At 64.4% G+C, this 18,653-nt stretch carries 22 protein-coding genes; 10 read left to right on the plus strand and 12 right to left on the minus strand.

Translation table 11 applies throughout. From position 1 onward, the window contains the following. Positions 1–12 precede the first annotated feature (12 nt). A complete protein-coding gene (locus TV39_RS06155; RefSeq protein WP_043479704.1) occupies positions 13–387 on the minus strand; it encodes a TFIIB-type zinc ribbon-containing protein in 375 nt (124 codons plus the stop codon). A 68-nt stretch (positions 388–455) separates the two neighbouring features. Next, on the minus strand, positions 456–1,079 hold the full coding sequence (locus tag TV39_RS06160; RefSeq protein WP_043479707.1) for an FMN reductase: 624 nt from the start codon (positions 1,077–1,079) through the stop codon (positions 456–458). Between the two features lie 162 nt (positions 1,080–1,241). Between TV39_RS06160 and TV39_RS06165 the strand changes: the two genes are divergently transcribed. After that, the gene (locus TV39_RS06165; RefSeq protein ID WP_043479891.1) at positions 1,242–1,664 is read left to right on the plus strand and encodes a DUF1801 domain-containing protein; all 423 of its coding nucleotides are present in this window, start codon (positions 1,242–1,244) and stop codon (positions 1,662–1,664) included. Between the two features lie 154 nt (positions 1,665–1,818). Here TV39_RS06165 and rplI read toward each other — a convergent pair whose 3' ends face one another. The 4 genes from rplI to rpsF form a co-directional block, all read right to left on the minus strand. Further along, entirely contained in the window at positions 1,819–2,271 is a 453-nt protein-coding gene (rplI, locus tag TV39_RS06170) for a 50S ribosomal protein L9 (protein WP_043479709.1), read from the minus strand. A gap of 17 nt (positions 2,272–2,288) precedes the next feature. Beyond that, positions 2,289–2,528: a 30S ribosomal protein S18 gene (gene rpsR / locus TV39_RS06175; protein WP_003800144.1), complete on the minus strand. Its 240-nt coding sequence runs from the start codon at positions 2,526–2,528 to the stop codon at positions 2,289–2,291. 126 nt (positions 2,529–2,654) lie between these two features. Next, the gene (locus TV39_RS06180; protein ID WP_043479711.1) at positions 2,655–3,230 is read right to left on the minus strand and encodes a single-stranded DNA-binding protein; all 576 of its coding nucleotides are present in this window, start codon (positions 3,228–3,230) and stop codon (positions 2,655–2,657) included. A 55-nt stretch (positions 3,231–3,285) separates the two neighbouring features. Continuing rightward, entirely contained in the window at positions 3,286–3,591 is a 306-nt protein-coding gene (gene rpsF, locus TV39_RS06185; RefSeq protein ID WP_011693941.1) for a 30S ribosomal protein S6, read from the minus strand. A gap of 266 nt (positions 3,592–3,857) precedes the next feature. On the opposite strand from rpsF, the gene TV39_RS06190 reads away from it, so the two are divergent. The 7 genes from TV39_RS06190 to TV39_RS06220 all read left to right on the plus strand — a co-directional run bounded on the left by TV39_RS06190 (position 3,858) and on the right by TV39_RS06220 (position 11,109). Next, positions 3,858–4,526 carry a DUF1345 domain-containing protein gene (locus TV39_RS06190; protein WP_043479713.1) on the plus strand — a complete coding sequence of 223 codons (669 nt, stop codon included), beginning with the start codon at positions 3,858–3,860 and terminating at the stop codon, positions 4,524–4,526. A gap of 218 nt (positions 4,527–4,744) precedes the next feature. Further along, positions 4,745–5,920 (plus strand): glycosyltransferase, encoded by a 1,176-nt coding sequence (locus TV39_RS06195; RefSeq protein ID WP_043479715.1) that lies wholly within the window; start codon positions 4,745–4,747, stop codon positions 5,918–5,920. 97 nt (positions 5,921–6,017) lie between these two features. Next, on the plus strand, positions 6,018–7,367 hold the full coding sequence (locus TV39_RS06200) for a hypothetical protein (RefSeq protein WP_235347296.1): 1,350 nt from the start codon (positions 6,018–6,020) through the stop codon (positions 7,365–7,367). Continuing rightward, positions 7,364–8,236, plus strand: a complete 873-nt coding sequence (locus tag TV39_RS06205) for a glycosyltransferase (RefSeq protein ID WP_043479717.1) — start codon at positions 7,364–7,366, stop codon at positions 8,234–8,236. Before TV39_RS06200 ends, TV39_RS06205 begins: the two co-directional genes overlap by 4 nt. Before the next feature lie 109 nt (positions 8,237–8,345). Beyond that, complete coding sequence (locus TV39_RS06210) at positions 8,346–9,077, plus strand: hypothetical protein (protein WP_043479719.1); 732 nt, start codon at positions 8,346–8,348, stop codon at positions 9,075–9,077. Between the two features lie 3 nt (positions 9,078–9,080). Beyond that, complete coding sequence (locus tag TV39_RS06215) at positions 9,081–10,403, plus strand: O-antigen ligase family protein (protein WP_043479721.1); 1,323 nt, start codon at positions 9,081–9,083, stop codon at positions 10,401–10,403. Between the two features lie 58 nt (positions 10,404–10,461). Beyond that, positions 10,462–11,109: a hypothetical protein gene (locus TV39_RS06220; RefSeq protein WP_144406339.1), complete on the plus strand. Its 648-nt coding sequence runs from the start codon at positions 10,462–10,464 to the stop codon at positions 11,107–11,109. A gap of 15 nt (positions 11,110–11,124) precedes the next feature. Here TV39_RS06220 and TV39_RS06225 read toward each other — a convergent pair whose 3' ends face one another. The 3 genes from TV39_RS06225 to TV39_RS06235 are packed head-to-tail and all read right to left on the minus strand — an operon-like array spanning position 11,125 to position 13,716. Then, positions 11,125–12,465: a M18 family aminopeptidase gene (locus tag TV39_RS06225; protein WP_043479724.1), complete on the minus strand. Its 1,341-nt coding sequence runs from the start codon at positions 12,463–12,465 to the stop codon at positions 11,125–11,127. 47 nt (positions 12,466–12,512) lie between these two features. Continuing rightward, positions 12,513–13,418, minus strand: coding sequence for an intradiol ring-cleavage dioxygenase (locus TV39_RS06230; RefSeq protein ID WP_043479726.1), 906 nt, complete (start codon positions 13,416–13,418; stop codon positions 12,513–12,515). Between the two features lie 22 nt (positions 13,419–13,440). Next, positions 13,441–13,716, minus strand: a complete 276-nt coding sequence (locus TV39_RS06235) for a YegP family protein (protein WP_043479728.1) — start codon at positions 13,714–13,716, stop codon at positions 13,441–13,443. 252 nt (positions 13,717–13,968) lie between these two features. On the opposite strand from TV39_RS06235, the gene TV39_RS06240 reads away from it, so the two are divergent. Both TV39_RS06240 and TV39_RS06245 read left to right on the plus strand, forming a co-directional pair. Next, a complete protein-coding gene (locus TV39_RS06240; protein WP_052500511.1) occupies positions 13,969–14,454 on the plus strand; it encodes an Hsp20/alpha crystallin family protein in 486 nt (161 codons plus the stop codon). 70 nt (positions 14,455–14,524) lie between these two features. Further along, positions 14,525–14,836 carry a hypothetical protein gene (locus TV39_RS06245; RefSeq protein WP_043479729.1) on the plus strand — a complete coding sequence of 104 codons (312 nt, stop codon included), beginning with the start codon at positions 14,525–14,527 and terminating at the stop codon, positions 14,834–14,836. A gap of 78 nt (positions 14,837–14,914) precedes the next feature. Here TV39_RS06245 and TV39_RS06250 read toward each other — a convergent pair whose 3' ends face one another. From TV39_RS06250 to TV39_RS06260, 3 genes are all read right to left on the minus strand, one after another. Then, positions 14,915–16,333, minus strand: a complete 1,419-nt coding sequence (locus tag TV39_RS06250; protein ID WP_043479731.1) for an amino acid permease — start codon at positions 16,331–16,333, stop codon at positions 14,915–14,917. Positions 16,334–16,561: 228 nt separating this feature from the next. Then, positions 16,562–17,314 carry a response regulator gene (locus TV39_RS06255; protein ID WP_043479732.1) on the minus strand — a complete coding sequence of 251 codons (753 nt, stop codon included), beginning with the start codon at positions 17,312–17,314 and terminating at the stop codon, positions 16,562–16,564. Next, a complete protein-coding gene (locus tag TV39_RS06260) occupies positions 17,311–18,645 on the minus strand; it encodes a sensor histidine kinase (RefSeq protein ID WP_043479734.1) in 1,335 nt (444 codons plus the stop codon). Before TV39_RS06260 ends, TV39_RS06255 begins: the two co-directional genes overlap by 4 nt. Positions 18,646–18,653: the final 8 nt, after the last annotated feature.

Below are 18,653 nucleotides of genomic sequence, written 5' to 3' on the forward strand. Positions count from 1 at the left end.
AGGCGAAGCGCCTCAGAAATCAAAGAGGTCGCCGAGCCAGCCTTCCTTCTTCTTGGGCCGCCGACGGTCGTCGTAGCGGCGGTCGTCATAGTGGGGCTGGTCGTGGCGCGGCCGGTCCCGGCGGTCGTCATAGCGGCGGTCATCAGGTCGCCTGGCATCGCGGCGCGGGTCGAGGTTGCCGTACAGCGGCGGCGGAACAAGCCCGGGAGTTGGCGGAGCGGCCGGGGCGGCCGGGGTCCCCGGGCCCATCAGTTCGGCGGCGCGGTCGATGATCTTGTCGAGTTCACCCCGGTCAAGCCACACGCCCCGACACTGCGGGCAGTAGTCGATCTCCACTCCGCTGCGCTCACTCATCACCAGGTCAATCGAATCCACAGGGCATTTCATGTCCCGCACAACGACTGGAACCTCGGAAAAGTTCGGACCACACCCCGCCGGTGCCCAACGGCCGTTGTCTAACGGCCGTTCGAGATGCCGGCCAGGAGCTGCTCAAACGGCAGGGACCCTGCGTCCGGCGTCCGCCGCGGCCGCGAAGCGGTGACCAGCTCCGAAAACTCATCAGCCGCCCGGTTGATCCGCACCGAAAGGGGCGAGCCGCCGTCGTCCGTGTTGCCCCAGTCCTGGGGTCCGGCGAAGACACCGGTGGCAGCCGTGCGGGTCCGCAGGTAGCTGAACAGGGGCCGCATGGCGTAGTCCAGGACCATCTGGTGGCGGTCGGTGCCGCCGGTTGCTCCGAGGAGGACGGCCTTGCCCTCCAGCGATTTGGGGTCCAGGACATCAAAGAAGGATTTGAACAGTCCGCTGTAGGAGGCGCTGAACACCGGCGTGACGGCGATGATGCCGTCCGAATCCTCCACGCCGGCAATCACTTCTGCAAGGCGCGGCGGCGCGTATCCGGTCACAAAGTTGTTGGCAATGTCCGCGGCAAGATCACGGAGTTCCACCACATCTACGGCCACCGCGTAGCCGGCGGCAGCGAGCTTGCGTTCGGCTGTGGCCGCGAGCTGATCGGCCAGCAGCCTGCTCGACGACGGTACGCCCAGTCCGGCGGTGAGGACGGTTATGCGGCGGGTTTCCACGGTCTGCTCCTGAAGGTCGGCGGTAAATCGAGCTTACATGCATTTGCATCTACCGACTCAACCTGCCCGCCCCCGCATTTATTCCGCAGCAACGGAACACCGCTGCGGAACGCTGCCGTGAACCCTGCTGACAAGCGCAGCGGCGTCTGCCAGACTGCCCTCATGGTTGAAAACAAGACCCGCGCAACCGACGCCTCTGTCGAGGATTTCCTTGACGGCGTGGAGAATCCTGCACGCCGTCGGGACGGCCTGCGGCTCCTGGCCCTCATGAAGGAGAACACCGGCGAAATGCCTGTGATGTGGGGCCCCGGCATCGTGGGTTTTGGCAGTTACCACTACCGATATGAGAGCGGCAGGGAGGGGGACACTGTGGCCGTGGGATTCTCCCCGCGCAAGGGGAGCCTTTCGCTCTACGGACTGACCTACGCACCTGAGGCCGCGGAGCTGCTGCCGCGCCTTGGCAAGCACAAGGTGGGCGCAGGGTGCCTGTACATCAACAAGCTCGAGGACGTGGATGAGGCCGTGTTGGTCGAACTCATCCGGGCGGGCCACCGGCACTCCACTACCGTGATGCACCAGGAGTAGCCGCCGGACGCAGCAGGCATTGGGAATAGCACCCGTGTGAACAACCGGAGGACTAAAGAACAAGGGCCCCCGCCTTCGGTTCCGAAAAGGAATCCGAGGCGGGGGCCCTCAGCAGTTCAGGACTGCGTAGCGCTCTGGCGAGTGGCCGGAGGGACTACTTGCCTGCGACTACGTCGAGTTCGATCACAGCCGCAACGTCGTCGTGCAGACGGACGTTGGCCTGGTAGGAACCGGTCGACTTGATGTGAGCCGGCAGTTCAACCTTGCGCTTGTCGATGCGGCCGAGGCCGGCAGCCTCAACAGCGTCCGCCACGTCGCCCTGCTTGACGGTGCCGAACAGACGTCCGGTCTCGCCAGCCTTGACAACGAGCTTGACCGGCTTGGCCTGAAGTGCAGCGGCCTGCTTCTGAGCGTCTTCCAGGGAAGCGTGCTCGCGGGCAGCGCGGGCAGCCTTGATGGACTCAACCTGCTTCTCGCCACCCTTGGACCAGGTCAGAGCGAAACCGCGGGGCAGCAGGAAGTTACGTGCGTAACCGTCCTTGACCTCGACAACGTCGCCAGCAGCACCGAGACCGGTTACTTCGTGGGTCAGAATGAGCTTTGCCATTTTAGTTAATCCCTTCCTTAGCCGCGGCCAGCGCCGGAGTAAGGCAGCAGAGCAACTTCGCGGGCGTTCTTGATTGCCTGGGCGATCTTGCGCTGTTCCTGCACCGTGACGCCAGTGACGCGACGGGCGCGGATCTTTCCGCGGTCGGAGATGAACTTGCGCAGCAATGCTACGTCCTTGTAGTCGATGACAGTGATGTCAGCGGCCTTCAAGGGGTTGGACTTTGGTTTGGGCTTACGGAGTTCAGCCTTAGCCATCGTGGAGCTCCTATTCTAGGGAGCCCGTGGATATTGATCCACGGGATGGTGGTGGTTCGACGGCGGCACTCAACCGGGAGCCGTGAGGCATCCCGGCGGGTTCCGGCGCCGGACCTGAATTATTGGTTAGAAGGGAGGTTCGGAATCCGGGCCGTTGCCCCAGCCGCCGCCTGCATTGCTGACTCCGGGCGTCGCCCAAGGGTCTTCCTGCGCTGCGGGCTGGTTGCCGCCCCAGTTTCCTCCGGTATTGCCGCCCTGGCTTGCGCCCTGGCCGCCACCGAACCCACCGCCGCTGTTGCCGCCGCCGAAGCCACCCTGTCCACCCTGTCCGCCGGAGCGCTGGGTGCGGTTGACCTTGGCATTGGCGTAACGCAGGCTCGGGCCGATTTCATCGACTTCGAGCTCGATAACGGTGCGCTTCTCGCCTTCTTTGGTTTCGTAGGAACGGCTCTTCAAACGGCCGGAAACGATAACCCGCATACCCTTTGTGAGGGATTCGGCGACGTTTTCGGCTGCTTCACGCCAAACGGATGCGCGGAGGAACAGGGTTTCCCCGTCCTTCCACTCGTTCGACTGGCGATCGAAGGTGCGGGGCGTAGAAGCGATGGTGAAATTCGCTACTGCCGAACCTGACGGTGTGAACCTCAGTTCGGGGTCATTGGTGAGATTACCGATGACCGTAATAGTGGTTTCGCCTGCCATCTACTGCCTCCTTGTTCGTTCCTGCGGGGTAAAGATTGAATGAACGGTGCTGAAATTACTCAGCAACGACCTTCTGCTCTTCGGGGCGGGTGATCTTGGTGCGCATGATGGTCTCGTTGAGACTCAGCTGGCGGTCAAGTTCCTTGGCGGTGTCCGGCTTGGCGGTGAAGTTCACCACGGCGTAGATACCTTCAGACTTCTTCTTGATTTCGTAAGCCAGTCGACGACGGCCCCAGATGTCAACCTTTTCGATGGTTCCACCATCGTTGGTGATGACGTTCAGGAACTTCTGAAGCGACGGCTCAACGGTACGCTCTTCGACCTCGGGGTCGATGATTACCATCAATTCGTAAGGACGCATATGTGAACCCACCTCCTTTGGGCTAAGCGGTTACGGCATTTCCGTAACAGGAGGTTCATTTGCGGTGCCGTGCGCGTCCGGCCCCAAAACGGAGTCAGGACGCAGCACAGACTTCAATATCTTAGTGCATTTAGGTCGGTTTCGGCGATTCGCGACTGCTTCAGGCTAGTCCCGGAGCCGTCCCGGGCGAAAACACGCCGGGACCCTATGTGGAAAAACCGTCCGGAACCGGGTGCGGCCCGTTTGGTTGGCTAGAGTATCGACACATGGACACCAGTCCCCTGCCCGCCAGGGTCAAACGAAGCCGGCTGCGGTTCCTTGCCATGGTTTTGACCGGGCTGGCTGCCGCGGCGGCGACAGGACTGTCCGGATATTGGGTGGAGGCGCCAGCCGTCGGCTGGGGCAGCGCCGCGCTGGTCTACGTGGCCTGGGTCTGGCTCGTGGTGGGACGCCTGGACCCTGCAGGGACCCGCGCGCACGCGACGTCTGAGGACCCGTCCCGCAGGACCACCGACCTGCTGATCCTGGTAGCCAACGTCGCCAGCCTGGCCGCAGTTGCCGCCGTGGTGGTGGACTCGCACCGGTCCGACGGCGGCTCGCGACTGAGCGGCGGGCTTCTGGCCCTGGCGTGCGTCGCGTTGTCGTGGATCCTGGTGCAGACCCTTTTCACGCTGCGCTACGCAGAGCTGTACTACAGTCCCGGGAAGAGGGGCGCAAAAGACGCGGGCGGCATCGATTTCAACCAGGACCGGCCGCCGCAGTACACGGATTTCGCCTATCTGGCCACGAGCCTGGGCATGACGTACCAGGTGTCCGATACCAATCTGCAGAACCACCTCATCAGGGCCGAAGCCCTCAAACACAGTCTGCTGTCCTATCTCTTCGGCACCGTCATCTTGGCCACCACCATTAACCTGGTGATCGGACTCGCCTAGGAACCGGGCGCGCCCCTAAGGGAACTGACCGGTTCTAGCCGCGTGACCCTCTCGCTGCGGGGGGCGTCATGCGAGTGGTGGAGCCCCTCACCCAAGTGGTGCATTCTCTAGTGCCGGGTAGAACCGGTCACTATATTTGCCTCAGTTCATCACCACCGGTCCGTGCACCTTGGAATCACAGAGTGCATGGTCGCTTTGTGACAGAGGAAGGCAACCGCATGCTTCAAGCCGGCAGTGGCGACTGCAAGCAAGGGCGGCAGGTGTTCGTGTATGTCCCCGGAAGCCGCTGGGAGAATGTTCAAGGGACCGACCACAGGCTGGCGGCAGCTCTGGCCCGCCAGGTTCCAGTGCTGTGGGTCGATCCACCGCTCCCGTTGAACCTTGCCGCCGGGCACGGCATGAACGTACTTCATGGCCGCACCGAACTGAGCAACGTTGCACCCGGCATCACCCGCCTTCGCTCACTTTCAGTTCCGGGTTTCACCCGGCCGATCCTTGCCATGCTTGCCAACCGCTTCTTGGGACGAGCTATCCGGCTCACTCTCCGGGCAATGGCTGCCACGCCCGTTGCCGTGATGGTCTCAGCGCCCACTTCCGGTTTCCCCCCCCGGCTGGCGGGCCGGAAAATCCTGTTTGTCACCGATGACTGGGTGGCCGGAGCGCCAATGATGGGCCTGTCGGCGTCATTGGTACGCCGGACGCTGCGCCGGAATCTCCGCGATGCGGACATCGCCGCGGCCGTGTCCCCGCATCTGGCCGAAAGCCTGGAGGCGGGCTTCCCGGGCCGCCAGTCCGCCGTCGTGGTCCTGCCCAACGGCTGTGATATTCGGGAAGAAACACCGCTCCGCGTCGAACGCTCCGACAATGCCGCCCTCGTGGGCCAGTTGAACGAACGGCTGGACATGGACCTATTGGAGGCGGTCAACGATGCGGGGGTTCCGATCCTCGTCATCGGTCCCCGAACGGAGCGCGACCCGCAAACGGGGCGTCGCCTGGACCTATTTCTGGCCTCCGAGAACGTGACCTGGCTGGGGGAACTTCCGTCCACGGAACTGGGGCAACACCTCGCAACAGCAGGGGTAGGCCTCACCCCGTACGCCGATACCGCCTTCAACCGCGCAAGTTTCCCGCTCAAGACCCTCGACTACCTTGCCGCGGGCATCCCTGTTGTTGCCACCGACCTGCCGGCCGTCCGGTGGTTGAACACGGGGCTGGTGGCCATCGGCAGCGGCCGTGAAGAGTTCGCAAACCGCGTGCAGCAGGCATTAGCCCGGCCGCACGATCCCGTGGCGGAGGAAGGGCGCCGTCACTTCGCGGGACTCCACACATGGGACGCAAGGGCCACCCAGCTCCTTCAAATGTTGGGAGCGCGCACATCCAAGCAGGAGGCATAACGGAGTAGTGCAGCAATGACGGTTGAGCGGAGTGACAGCGATGAGCGTAACCAGAGCAACGCGGGCAACAGAGCCACAGGAGCGAAGGGAACAAGGCATGCGCGGAATCAGAACGACAGGAAAACGCAACAGCTTCCAGCGGAGGGCGGGCGGCGGCAGGGGATCTACTATGCGGGCGTGGCTGGCCTCAACAGCCCTGCTATCAGCCGTGGGGCTCCTTGTTGCGGGATGCACAGCCCCCGACAGTTCCCGGATCCAGGCAGCACCCGTTGTGGCCGTTCAAGATCTACCCAAGATCCCTTGGGAAGGCGGTCCTGATTACTGGAAGAAGTTCGCCAAGGCCGACGGCGCCGGCTGGGATGATCCGAGCTTCTTTCCCATAGCCATTTGGTACAACGGGATCAGCAGCGACGCCGAAGTCCAGTACGACAAAGATCACGGCATCAACACCTACATGGGGATGTCAGACACCACTCCCTACTCGATCTTTGAGGCCAACGGTGTCTTCTGGATCGGCGGAAAACTGAACGATACGTTCACGGAGCAGAGCCGCAACTGGGTTGGCTCCTTCCTCGACGACGAGGTTGACGGGCGGTTCACCCCGGAAGCCGGCCGGCAGCACCTGCAGGCGCTGGCCGGCGGGACGCCCCAAGGGTTCTTCAAATACGCCAACTTCACCCAAATGGTCATCAGCCATTACATGGCAGCGCCGGATGCCCAGCAATTCGTCAACAATTTCACCGACGCCGTCTCGGTGGACATGTACTGGTACACGATTCCGTACTGCGGCCTGAAACCCTATACAAACGCCCATCTGGCGCCTGTTGCCGAACAAAACTGCCGCACAGCGTCCAGTTATGGGAAAACGATGAAGGCCCTCCGGATGCAGGACGCTGCGGATGGAAAGCTGCAACCCCTGTGGCAGTTCGTGGAAAACCTCAACGGCGGTCCGGGGGAAGGCCCCTTTGTTGCAAATATTTCGGCTGGCCAGCTGCAGGGAGCCGTGATGAATTCCGTCATTAATGAGGCGCGCGGGATTGTGTACTTCAATCAAAGCCTGAGCGGACCCTGTGGCGGCGGAAGCGTGCTGCGGCTCTCGCAGGTCATGACTGGCTTCTGCGGGGCCGAACAGATGGAAGCGGTAAAAACCGTGAATTCCCGCATCCGGGAGCTTGCGCCCGTGATTAATACGCAGTCCTACGATTATTCACTGGGAAATCAGCTGGATACCATGCTGAAAATCCGCGATGGTTACGCCTATATTTTTTCCATGGTGGACGGAAGCTCCACGCCAGGCAGCAGGAATTTCAAACTTCCCGACGGCATCAAAACGAACCAGGCTGAAGTCCTCTTCGAAAACCGCACCGTCCCGATTGATGCGGCAGGCTCTTTTACTGACACCTTCGAATCGGAATACACCTACCACATTTACAAGGTGAAACTATGAATTCGCCGGCAGACCACGTCCTCCTCACCAGGTTCAACCTGCCCTCACGGGGCGCCGAGAGCAGGATAAGGGCCAGGGACGGGTGGCTACAGACCCGCCTTGGCCTCTTCGAGAGCTACTGCCTACCCTCCGTCCGGGGCCAGTCGAACCAGAATTTCCATTGGATCATCTATTTCGACCCGCAAAGCCCCGCCTGGCTCAGGGAACGCATTGCAGAGCTCAACCAGGACTCGGTCTTCACCCCGATCTTCCGCGCCGAGGTCAGTAGTGCAGAGTTGCTGCAGGACCTGCGGGCCGTCACCGGGGCCAGGCACAACGACCTCCTCACCACAAACCTGGACAACGATGACGGACTTGGCAGTGACTTCGTAGAACGCCTCCAGGCGGCCGGCCACCAAGGTACGCGCACAGCGATCTACCTCGTCAACGGCCTGATTCGCTGCGGCGGCGGACTTTACGTGAGAACAGACCGGGCAAACGCTTTCTGCTCAGTCAGGGAGGACTGGAGCGGGGCCCGCACGTGCTGGTCCGACTGGCACAATCTCCTCGGACGATCCATGGGTGTTAGGGAAATCTCGGGCGACCCGGCCTGGCTCCAGTTAGTCCACGATTCCAACGTCAGCAACAGAATCCGCGGCAGGCGCGTCTCTCCGGACCCCTACCGCGGCACCTTCGGCGGACTGCTGGACGGCGTGCCCGATCTCAGCGCCTTGGAGGAGCTCAAGGATTTGGTGGTCGGAAGGCCCCACCGGTTCGTCAAGGAAGCCGGCCGTTCGACGCTGAAAAAGCTGGCCCTGAATGTGCTGGGCAAAGAGGGCCTGGACCAACTCAAATCGGGCTGGGCGCTCCGCCCGGTACATCGAAGATAAGGGGAAACTGCGATGACAGGCTACGAGGCGCTCCAAGAACTGTTGAGGCGGGGGAAATTCTGTGTTCTTACGTGACCTATACGCCAGCGCAAGGCGTCGCTGGTATTTCGTGCTCGCCGGACTGCTGATCACGGCGGGAATGTCCTTCTGGGTATTCCGTGTGGCGCCGGTGACCTACGAGGCGACCGCAAATGTAGCCCTCATACCGCCCCCAACAGCCGTGATCTCGGGCGACAACCCGTTCCTGTACATGGGTGGCCTTGACCAAGCCATGGGCGTGCTTACGGTAAAAGTGAATTCGGACTCCGTGCGCGGCCCGATTGAGGAGGCCTACCCGGGCGCGGAATACTCCACCGAGCATGACACCACTACCAGCGGCCCCATCGTGCGGGTGAAAGTCTCGGGAGACTCCTCCGCAACAACGTTGGAAGTCCTGAACCGCGTGCTGGAGGTCATGCCTGCGACGATTACCTCGCTCCAGGATGAGCTGTCCCTCCCGCAAGCATCCCGGATCTCCTTGCTGACCCTTGGCATCGACAAGGACACGACACTTGTGGGCGAGGCCCGGACACGGGCCCTGCTGGTGGTTGCGGCCCTCGGTTTAGCAGGCACGCTGCTAGTGACGGGGCTTGCCGACAAGCGGCTGATTAAGCGGCGCGGGAAGAAGCATGTTGGCACCCCCGCTTCGCTCCCGGATGACTTTCCCCTCGCCGAGGGGGAACTGACGCGGCGGAACCGCGCGGACCGGGTGCCTCTGCCTTCCTCATCATTTTCCGGCGCAATCCGGACGGCCGAGCCTCTTCCCGACCCGCACGTGCCTGTTGCCGATCTGCGGCGGTAGTGCATGTTTACCATCAGCGGCACCCCGCAGCGGGTATTTCTTCCCGGCCTGGAGCGAAGACCGCCCGGACCGGACGCGGCGACCGTCCTGGCCGTCTACCTTTTCCTTCTTCTGGCCATCCCGTCCAACAGGACTGTGGCGGCACTCGGTGGTGCGGGCGCCCCGGCGGCGCTCTTCGCCATCGTCGCATTGCTTTGGTGGTGCTGGTACCACGTTCAACGCCCGACGCCGTCCCTCGCCCGGGACTCCCAACCAATCCGGATAGCGTTGCTCCTTTTTGTAGCGGCAGCCCTGGCCAGTTACGCCGCCGGGGCGTCCCGTGCGCTCCCGGAGGCTGAAATCAACGCACTGAATCTCGGGCTGCTCCGGATTGCAGCTTTCGCCGGTATCCTCCTGCTGGCCACGGACGGTATCCCCAACCGGGAACGATTGATAACGCTCCTGCGCTGGCTCTGCTTTCTGGGCGGCACGTTTGCGGCCCTTGGCCTTCTTCAGTTCTTCTCTGGTCAGTCCTTCGTCGACAGACTCAGCATCCCGGGCCTGAACGTTTCTGACTTCGGCGCCCTCCAGGACCGCGGCGGATTCAACAGGTCCATGGCCACGGCCCGCAACCCGTTGGAATACGCGTTTGTGCTCGCCATGATCCTTCCCCTCGCATTGACACTGGCCCTGCACGACACCCGCTCCCGCCTTCTGCTGCGCTGGTTCCCTGTTGGAACCATCACCGTGGCCGCGCTACTGTCCGTGTCGAGGTCCGCGATTATCGGCGTCCTGGTGGCAGTTGTGGTCCTCCTGCCCTCGTGGAGTCCGGCCGTGCGGCGCCGGGCGGGCCTTACAGCGGCGGCGCTGGTGGGCATAGTCTGGGTGGCGGTGCCCGGCATGGTGGGCACCATCAAGGGCCTGTTTGGGGGCCAGGACCCAAGCCTGAAATCACGGACGGACAGCTACGACGTCGCCGCTACCTTCGTGGAAATGAATCCACTCCTGGGGCGTGGCTTTGGGACGTTCCTGCCGGAGTACCGCATTCTCGATAACCAGTACCTGGTCACCCTCATCGACATGGGCATCCTCGGACTGATCGCCCTGTGCACCGTTCCGGCTGTGGGGATCGTCGTCGCCATCAGGGCGCGCCGCCACTACACGGAACCGCTTCTGGCCAACCTCGGCCCGGCGCTGGCAGCCTCCCTGGCTGCGGGCGCCGTGCTCACCGGATTCTTCGATGCATTCTCCTTCCCGCAGGCTGCAGGCATGCTGTTCTTCGTGGCCGGACTGTCCGGAGCCTACTGGCGGATGAAGGATTCACGGGGAACGGAGCGCTATGCCTAGCCCCGGGCCCCAACACCGGCTGCGCATACGGGCCGTCCTTCGGCGCTGGTATGTCGTCTTGGCTGTGATGGCCCTGATGGTTCCGGCCGTTATGCACGCAGCCGGCGCTACCGGCGTCTATTGGAGCAAAGTCGACGTCGTGTTTTACCCGCCGAGCGGCGCGGCGGGGGGGAACCCGCTGCGGGCCGATTCGCAGGCCACCATCCATTACGCCGCGATGGTGGAGCGGCTGGTGAACGGAGAGGGCGGCGACACCGAACCCGGAACTACCAGTGCCGACCTGTATGGCACCGGCATCCGGAACGGCTACTCCGTCTACGTCCCCAGTTCAGGCGGTCAGTGGCAGAGCTCATTCGACCGCTCGGCCATCACAGTGGAAGTGGTGGCGGAGACGAGGGATGACGTGAGCAGGGTGCTCACCGGGATCGTGGACAGGATTGAGAGAACTGCCGCGGAACGGCAGGAAGCCTTGGGGGTGATTCCGAAGTCGTACATCACCACAAGTCTTTCGCCCGGCGTTCCCGAAATCAGCTACCAGCCGGCCCAACCCGCCTATGCGGCCAGTGCACTGGCCGTCCTCGCTGTGGGGCTGGCGCTGGGCGCGGCCGGTCTTGCAGACCGGCTCTCGACGCATGTTGCCGGCCGGCGCGGCCAACTCCGCCACGCTGTCACCGCCGCCCGGGACCGCACCGAAGTGCGCTCCTGACCCGCGCGGTCCCGCCTAAGCGGCCGTCCGGAAGAACAGTTCGGTCACCCGGGCCAGCCTGAACGGGTCCTCGACGCCGCAGAGCTCGCGGGCGGAGTGCATTGACAGCAGCGGCACACCCACGTCCACGGTCCTGATGCCCAGCCGCGTCGCCGTGAGCGGTCCGATGGTGGACCCGCACGGCATCACGTTGTTGGAGACGAACTCCTGGTACGGGACCCCGGCATCGCCGCACAGGCGTGCCCAGAACGCGGCACCCGGCCCATCGGTCGCGTAGCGCTGGTTGGCGTTGATCTTCAGCAGCGGACCGCCGTTAAGCACCGGCCGGTTGACCGGATCATGGCGCTCCGCATAGTTCGGGTGCACCGCATGGCCGGCGTCGGCCGACACGCAGAACGACGCCGCCAGGGCCTGGCGCCGCTGGCTGACCGAAGCCCCGAGTCCGTCCGAGATGCGTACCAGGACGTCCTCGAGGAACGGTCCGCAGGCTCCCGACCGCGAGTTGGACCCGATTTCCTCGTGGTCGAACGCGGCCAGTACGGCGACGGGCCCGCCGTCCTCCTGGTCTCCGGCTTCGGCATGCGCGATGAGCGCGGTCAGGCCGGCATGGGTGGCAGACAGGTTGTCCAAGCGTCCGGAGGCGAAGAACTCGCTCTTGGCCCCGAAAACCGCAGCCGGCTGCGTATCCGCCACGACGACGTCGTACCCGCCGATCTGTGCCGGATCCACCGGCTCGGAACCGGGAGCCGCCTGGGTGGCCCGTTCGGCCAGCAGCGCAAGGAGGTCCTCGCCTGCCGGATCGCCGAGCCCGAAGACGGGATTCATGTGCTGCTGCTTGTCCAGCGCCAGGCCCTCGTTGACCGCGCGGTCCAGGTGGATGGCGAGTTGCGGGAACCGCAGCAGCGGCCCGGTGGCGGTCAGGCACTGCGTACCGTCCAGCATCACCAGCCGGCCGGCCAGCTGCAGTTCCCGGTCCAGCCAGGAATTGAGCAGGGGACCTCCGTAGACTTCCACACCTGCCTGCAGCCACCCGAACTTGCCGGTGGTGGGCTTGGGCTTGAGCTTGAACGACGGCGAATCGGTGTGCGCCCCCAGGATGTTGAAGCCGGTGGTGGGTCCGGCATTCTCCGGCGTCACCCAGGCGATCAGGGCGCCGTCGCGGACCACGTAGAACCGTCCTGCGGCGCTGGCTTCCGCGCCGCCGGCCGGCCATGCCGCCAGTTCGTCCATGCCGGTGAAGCCCGCCTCATCCAGCCGCCTGGCGGCTTCCTGTACTGCGTGAAAGCTCGACGGCGAGGCGCTGACGTACGCGCCAAGGTCCTGGATGTGGTGTGCGGCAGTGGCGTCGGAAGGCATGGCACCGAGTCTAGCCGTGCCGCGGCGGCCGGCGCCGGAGACCGTGCCTAGACAGTGACGTTGAGTCCGGCGGCATAGCCGCCGGCAACCGAACCCGACATGGTGGCCAGCTGGTGGATGCCGCCGTCGTCGCCAAAGACGTTGTCGGAGGTGAGCGTGGTGTTTGGAAAGTTCCGGGCACTGGTCTCGTAGCCCGCCGTGGCGTAGACCTCGTTGCAGGCTGCCTCGGTCATGGCGATCTGGGAGACCGCCAGCACCTGGCCGGCCGCGGTGGCGTTGCCCATGGACTCGAAGACTTCGAAGTGGATGTGCGGCCAGCGGCCGTTGTATGCCCCCGGGTAGATGGTGGTGAAGGAGACCTGCCCGTTGGCATCCGCTTCCTGCACCCCGCGGAGGAAGTTCTCATTTTCAAGTCCGGCGTCGTACATCGAGTACTTGCCGTCCCGGTCGCAGTGCCAGGCGTACACGGCGGCTCCGGCGAGGGGCCTGCAGCCGTTGGCGTTGTCCAGGAGAGTCAGGGTGACGGTCAGGGGGATGCCCTCCGCCTTGGTGGCGGAGGTCCCGAAACTGGCCGTGATGTCCTGCCGGACCACACCGGACGCCTCCAGGACGTTCGGCCCGTTGGAACCGTCCCCGGGATAGGGCCCTGCCGTTTCCTGCGGAATTTCGACGCCGCATTCCGCGATGGCCCGGGTCAGCGTGGGAGACGCTGAGGGCGTGGCAGACGCCGTAGCGGAGGGCGCCGCCGTCGTGGTTGCGGAACTACTGGAGGCCGCCGTTGAACTCGCGGCGCCGGAAACGGACCCGCCGGGAGTACAGGCTGCAAGGGCGGCGGCCGCGGTGCCGGCACCGAAGAAGATGCCCAGCGAACGCCGGCTCATCAGGGTGGAGAGGTCAAACTCCAGGCCGCGGTCGTGGTTGGGGTGGGGTTCGTGGGGAGGTGGCGTTGTCATTGACCCATCAAACGCCGACGGGCTATGCCGCGCATAGGCCTTTCCTGTGCGCCCGCTGTGCGACTGCCGAGGGCGCGGGGGTTTTCATGGTGCGTGCCTTCAACGGCTCGTGCCTGCTGGGGCAGAGGTTGCTGATCAGGCCTGTTCCGGCGCATTCCCGCATTGCCTCAATACCTGCGGCGGCCGCCGCGGTGTCCGGGAACGGCCGGGAAACGGCCAGGACCGTACCGTCGGGGCCGATCATCCTGAACCGCACCTCGGCTGTCTCGTCCACGAAAAGTTCAAATTGTCCGGCCATGGTTTCCTTCCAAGGGGGGCGTGGGGATTCCTCTCCATGGTGCCCGCATGCCTTCGCCAGGGTAAGGGGCGAAAGTCCTCTGCTTGGAGAAAATCCCGTACCTCAGAGCCACACTCCCCGGACCGGGTTCAAGCCCGGATCATCCGGGGACTTTGGGCCCTGTTGTCCGGTCGGGGCACGGGTATCTACTGGGGTTTGGGTCCGGGCCGCCAGTGGCGGCCGGCTTGCCAGGAGAACAATCAGGAGAGTGCTATGTCCGGTGCGTTGAAATGGTTCCCGTTCGAATCGGCCCGGTGGCCGTCTGCCCAGGAGGGGCCCGGCAGCAAGCCGTCACCGTCCTTCGGCGCGATGGAGCGCCCCTTCGAACCCGTGAATGCACCGACCCCCTTCGGCGTCGAGGAAGTCGGCGTCGACGAGTACGTCGACGAGGAGACCCTCGTGGTCCGGGCACAGCTGCCCGGGGCCGATCCGGACAAGGACATCGAGGTTTCCGTGGCCGGCGGAGTACTGCATATCCGCGCCGGCCGCGATGACGCCGGCGGCCACTCCGACAGGGACCGCTTCCATTCTGCCTTGCGGTACCGCCGCTTCACCCGCAACCTGCCGTTGCCGGAGGGCGTGACGGACAAGGACATCAAGGTGTCCTTCCGGAACGGGGTCCTGGAAGTCAGGACCCCCCTTCCCGCGGCACCTGGAACCGATGCTGCCGAGAAACGGCTTCCCATCAGCCGCGACTGACTGCGGCTCCACCAACCACCAGCCGCGCAAGCGGGAAAGAGGCAACACAAAACATGGAACGGCTCCCCGCATGGAACTGAAATCGCAGTGGCACCGGCTTGATCCCGCCACCCGCCGGTGGCTCATGGAGAATCCGGGGTGCGTCGTGCTGCCCAGGACAATTTCGACCATCGTCGCCCGGGTTGCCGATGAGCCCGTGGTCCGCGACCAGCACGGTGCTATCCAGCTCAGTGCGGCAGACGTCAGCTTCATCCGCTCCCGGGTTCACAGTTCATCGGCTCCAAGCGGGGATCATCGTTTCTTCGACGCCGGGCAGCCGGGCAGCGCCGCCCCGGGCGACGCTTCGGATCCAAACAGAACGGAGTCCGGCCACCTGGACTGAAGGTGGCCGGACTCCGTTTCCGGGCGGGCGGTGCCCGCCCGTGCTGCGCCGGCCCCTTTCCGGGCTAGCGCCTGTGAATTACGACGCCGGGCCGGCACTCACGCCGGCTTCTTCCGGCGCGGTTTCTTCCGCAACAGTGCCAGTGGCCCCGAGGCCCTTGCGGTAACGCCATACGCCTACGCCCACCACCACAGCGGCCAGGGCCAGCGAGAGCAGCAACGACTCCCGGGTGGATTCAAGAATCACCATGCCGATGAGCAGCGCGACGATGCTGACAATGGCCACCCAGGTCAGGTACGGGAAGAGCCACATCTTCAGTGCCAGGTCCTTGGCGGCGGCACCCATCCGCTGGCGGAGGACGAGCTGGGACGTGGCAATAACCAGCCAGACGAACAGCGCAATCGCACCCGAGGTGTTGACGAGGAACAGGAACACGGTGTCCGGGGCGATGTAGTTCAGGCCCACAGTGATGAACCCGACCACCGTTGAGGCCAGCACGGCAGAGGCCGGCACGCCGCGGCCGGAGATCCGTGTCCAGGCGCGGGGTGCGTCTCCGCGGCGTGCGAGGGAAAACAGCATGCGGCTGGCGGTGTAGAGGCCGGAGTTCAGGCAGGACAGCACCGAAGTCAGCACCACAATGTCCATGATGGTGCCGGCGCCGGGGATGCCGAACAGTTCGATCACTGCGACATACGGGCTTTTGGCCACGGACGCCGAGTTCCACGGCAGCAGGGTGACCACGATGGCGATGGAGCCGATGTAGAACACCAGGATGCGCCAGACGGTGGACTTGACGGCCTTCTTGACGGCGTCCACAGGGTTCTCGGATTCGCCGGCCGCGATGGTGGCGATTTCAGCGCCGAAGAAAGAGAAGACGACCACCAGGATGCCGGCGAGGACTGCCCCGGGTCCGTTGGGCAGGAATCCGCCGTTGTTGACGAGGTTGTCCAGCCCGGGCGCCGGAACTCCGGGAATCAGGCCCAGGATGGCAGCCACGCCGAAGAGCAGGAACAGCACAATGGCGGCCACCTTGATGGAGGCGAACCAGAACTCGAATTCGCCGTACGATTTCACCGAGCCCAGGTTGGTAAGCGTCAGGAGCACCATGAGGATCAGGGCCCACACCCACTGGTCGATGCCCGGAACCCAGCGGTGCATGATGGCCGCTCCGGCCGTGGCTTCGATCCCAAGGACGATGATCCAGAACCAGGCATAGAGCCAGCCGATACTGAATCCGGCCCACCGGCCCAGCGCCTTGTCCGCGTATGTGGAGAACGATCCGGTTTCGGGGTTGGCGGCGGCCATTTCACCGAGCATCCGCATCACCAGGATCACCACAATTCCTGCGGCCGTGTAGGCGAGCAGGATGCCGGGACCGGCCTGCTGGATGGCAGCACCGGAACCCACAAAGAGTCCGGCGCCAATGACGCCGGCGATGGCGATCATGGAAAGGTGCCTTGGTTTCAGGGACTTGGAAAGCTGTTGGTCAGCGTGCATGGAAGCGCCGTCCTTCGTTGAGGGTATGGGCCCCGGGATACACGGATCACCGTGTTTCAGGCCACATTTCTTTTTCACCCTAGACCGGATGCCACCGCTCGGATCATGTGCAGTCGAACATTTTGACGTTCCGGCATAGGGAGCTTCACACAATGAAGCGCATCAATAGGCAACAGCGGTGACCTTCAGGACAACTTTGAAATGTGCTCGAAATCTACTTCCGGGTAGCTAGTAGTCCGGATTGCCGGGCACTACCAGCCCTGTTTCATAGGCGTAGACCACCGCCTGCACCCTGTCCCGGAGATGCAGTTTGGCAAGGATCCGGCGCACGTGCGTTTTTACCGTAGCTTCCGAGAGGAAGAACCTGTGGGCGATCTCGGCGTTGGAAAGACCCTCCGCCATGACCTCCAGCATCTCCGTTTCGCGTGGTGTCAGGGCGTCCAGCAGGGGATCCCTCTGCAGCTCTTCGCCAGGCGAATGCCGGGCCCGGCCGGCTGACGGAGCGGAAGCGCCCGCTTGTTGTCCGTGGACGGCCGAGGGGTGCCCCTCGCGGACATAGGCTTCCAGCAGGCGCCGCGTGACGCGGGGCGCCACCACGGCATCGCCGCTTGCCACCACGCGCACGGCCCTCACCAGTTCGGCCGGCGCCACGTCCTTGAGCAGAAATGCCGAAGCGCCCGCTTGCAGCCCGGCAAAGGCGTATTCGTCGAGATCAAAGGTGGTCAGGATGATCACCTTCGCATTGGAGCCCGAAGAGGTCACTGCACGGGTAGCCTCGATGCCGTCCAGCACCGGCATCCGGACATCCATCAGCACCACGTCGGGGTCCGCTTCCCTGACCTGCCGGATTGCTTCCGCCCCGTCAGATGCTTCGCCCACGATCCGAAGGTCATCCTCGCCCTCAAGGATCAGGCGGAAGCCCATCCTCAGCAGCGGCTGGTCATCCACCAGCAAGACTTTGATCGGTGCACTGCCATTCATGTTTTTCCTTGGTCCCCATTCCAATTCAGAACTGCCCGGACGCGCCATCCGCCGCCTGCGGGGCGTCCGGCTTCCACCGTACCGCCGTAAATGCCGGCACGCTCGCGCATGCCGTTCAGGCCCTGGCCGGAACCCATCGGCCCGGCACCGCCAGCCGCTGCCCCCGGTCCGCCCAGGACTACCGCCCGGTGGCCCAGGGTGCCCTTGCCGTCGTCGAACACTTCAATGGTGACCGCGCCGCCAGCGCGGACCATGCTCACTTCCACCCGGCTCAGCGCCCGGCCGTACCGGAGGACATTGGTGAGCGATTCCTGCACGATCCGGTAGACGGTCAGCTGGAAGGCTGCATCCTCGGGAAGGGCCGGCCCGGTGTGCGAATAGTGCAGCGGCAACCCCGCCGTGCGGAAGCCCTCAAGGAGCTTGGCCAGGCTGTTTCCGGCGCTCAGCGGCTGCCGGGGCGCCTGGCCTGCCGGCGACTCCTCGCGCAGGACGCCCAGCACCCGGCGCATGTCCCCCAAGGCCGTCCGTCCGGTCCGGGAAATCTCCGCCAGGACCTCAGCAGCGCGCTCCGGGCTCTTCCTGACCACCACGGCGGCACCGTCGGACAAGGTGAGCATCACCGTCAGGGAGTGGGCCACGACGTCGTGCATCTCCCGGGCGATCCGGTTGCGCTCGGTGACTGAGCCCAGTGCCGCGGTCCGGGCCGCCCAGGCGGCGATTTCCTCTTCGTGTTCCCGCCGCTGCCGGACGGAAATTCCGATGCCGGTGGCGATGATGTTGGAGAGCGTGATGGTGATCCCTGCAACGATGCCAAAGACCAGCTGCGAATTCTCCGGCGCCGCGGGACCGCCGTTGGGAAGGGCGCGTTCCAGCGGTCCCACAAGGGTCAGGAAGTACAACAGGGACAGCGGGGCGTTAGCCAATGCCAGCGCCGTGATGGAGAACCGGCGGGACCGCTGCACCGCCAGCGCGTAGAGGGCAAACCACAGGCCCGCGGAAACATTGGAGCCCCAGGGGTGCAGCAGGGTGATGCCCACTTCCAGCACGGCCACGGCGGCAAGAACGGCCACCGGCCGGGACCGGCGGAAAAAGAGTGAAACGGCGACGGCGGCGAGCAGCGCCGTAGCCAGCCGCCCGCCGTCGAGCACGGCGTCCACGGCGGTGGGCGTGACCAGCAGCAGGTAGCAGAGCACCACCACCGCATCCATGACTCTGGGCCGCCGGTAAAGATAGCGGCGGAGCCGGCCGCGGCGACGGTCGGCGAGCTCGGCAAAGGACGCATCAACCTGAATGAGGGCTGATGCGTCCTTTGCCGTGAGTTCTGCGTGCATGTGCTGGG

This window comes from Arthrobacter sp. SPG23 (genome assembly GCF_000876655.1).
Classification (GTDB): Bacteria; Actinomycetota; Actinomycetes; order Actinomycetales; family Micrococcaceae; genus Arthrobacter.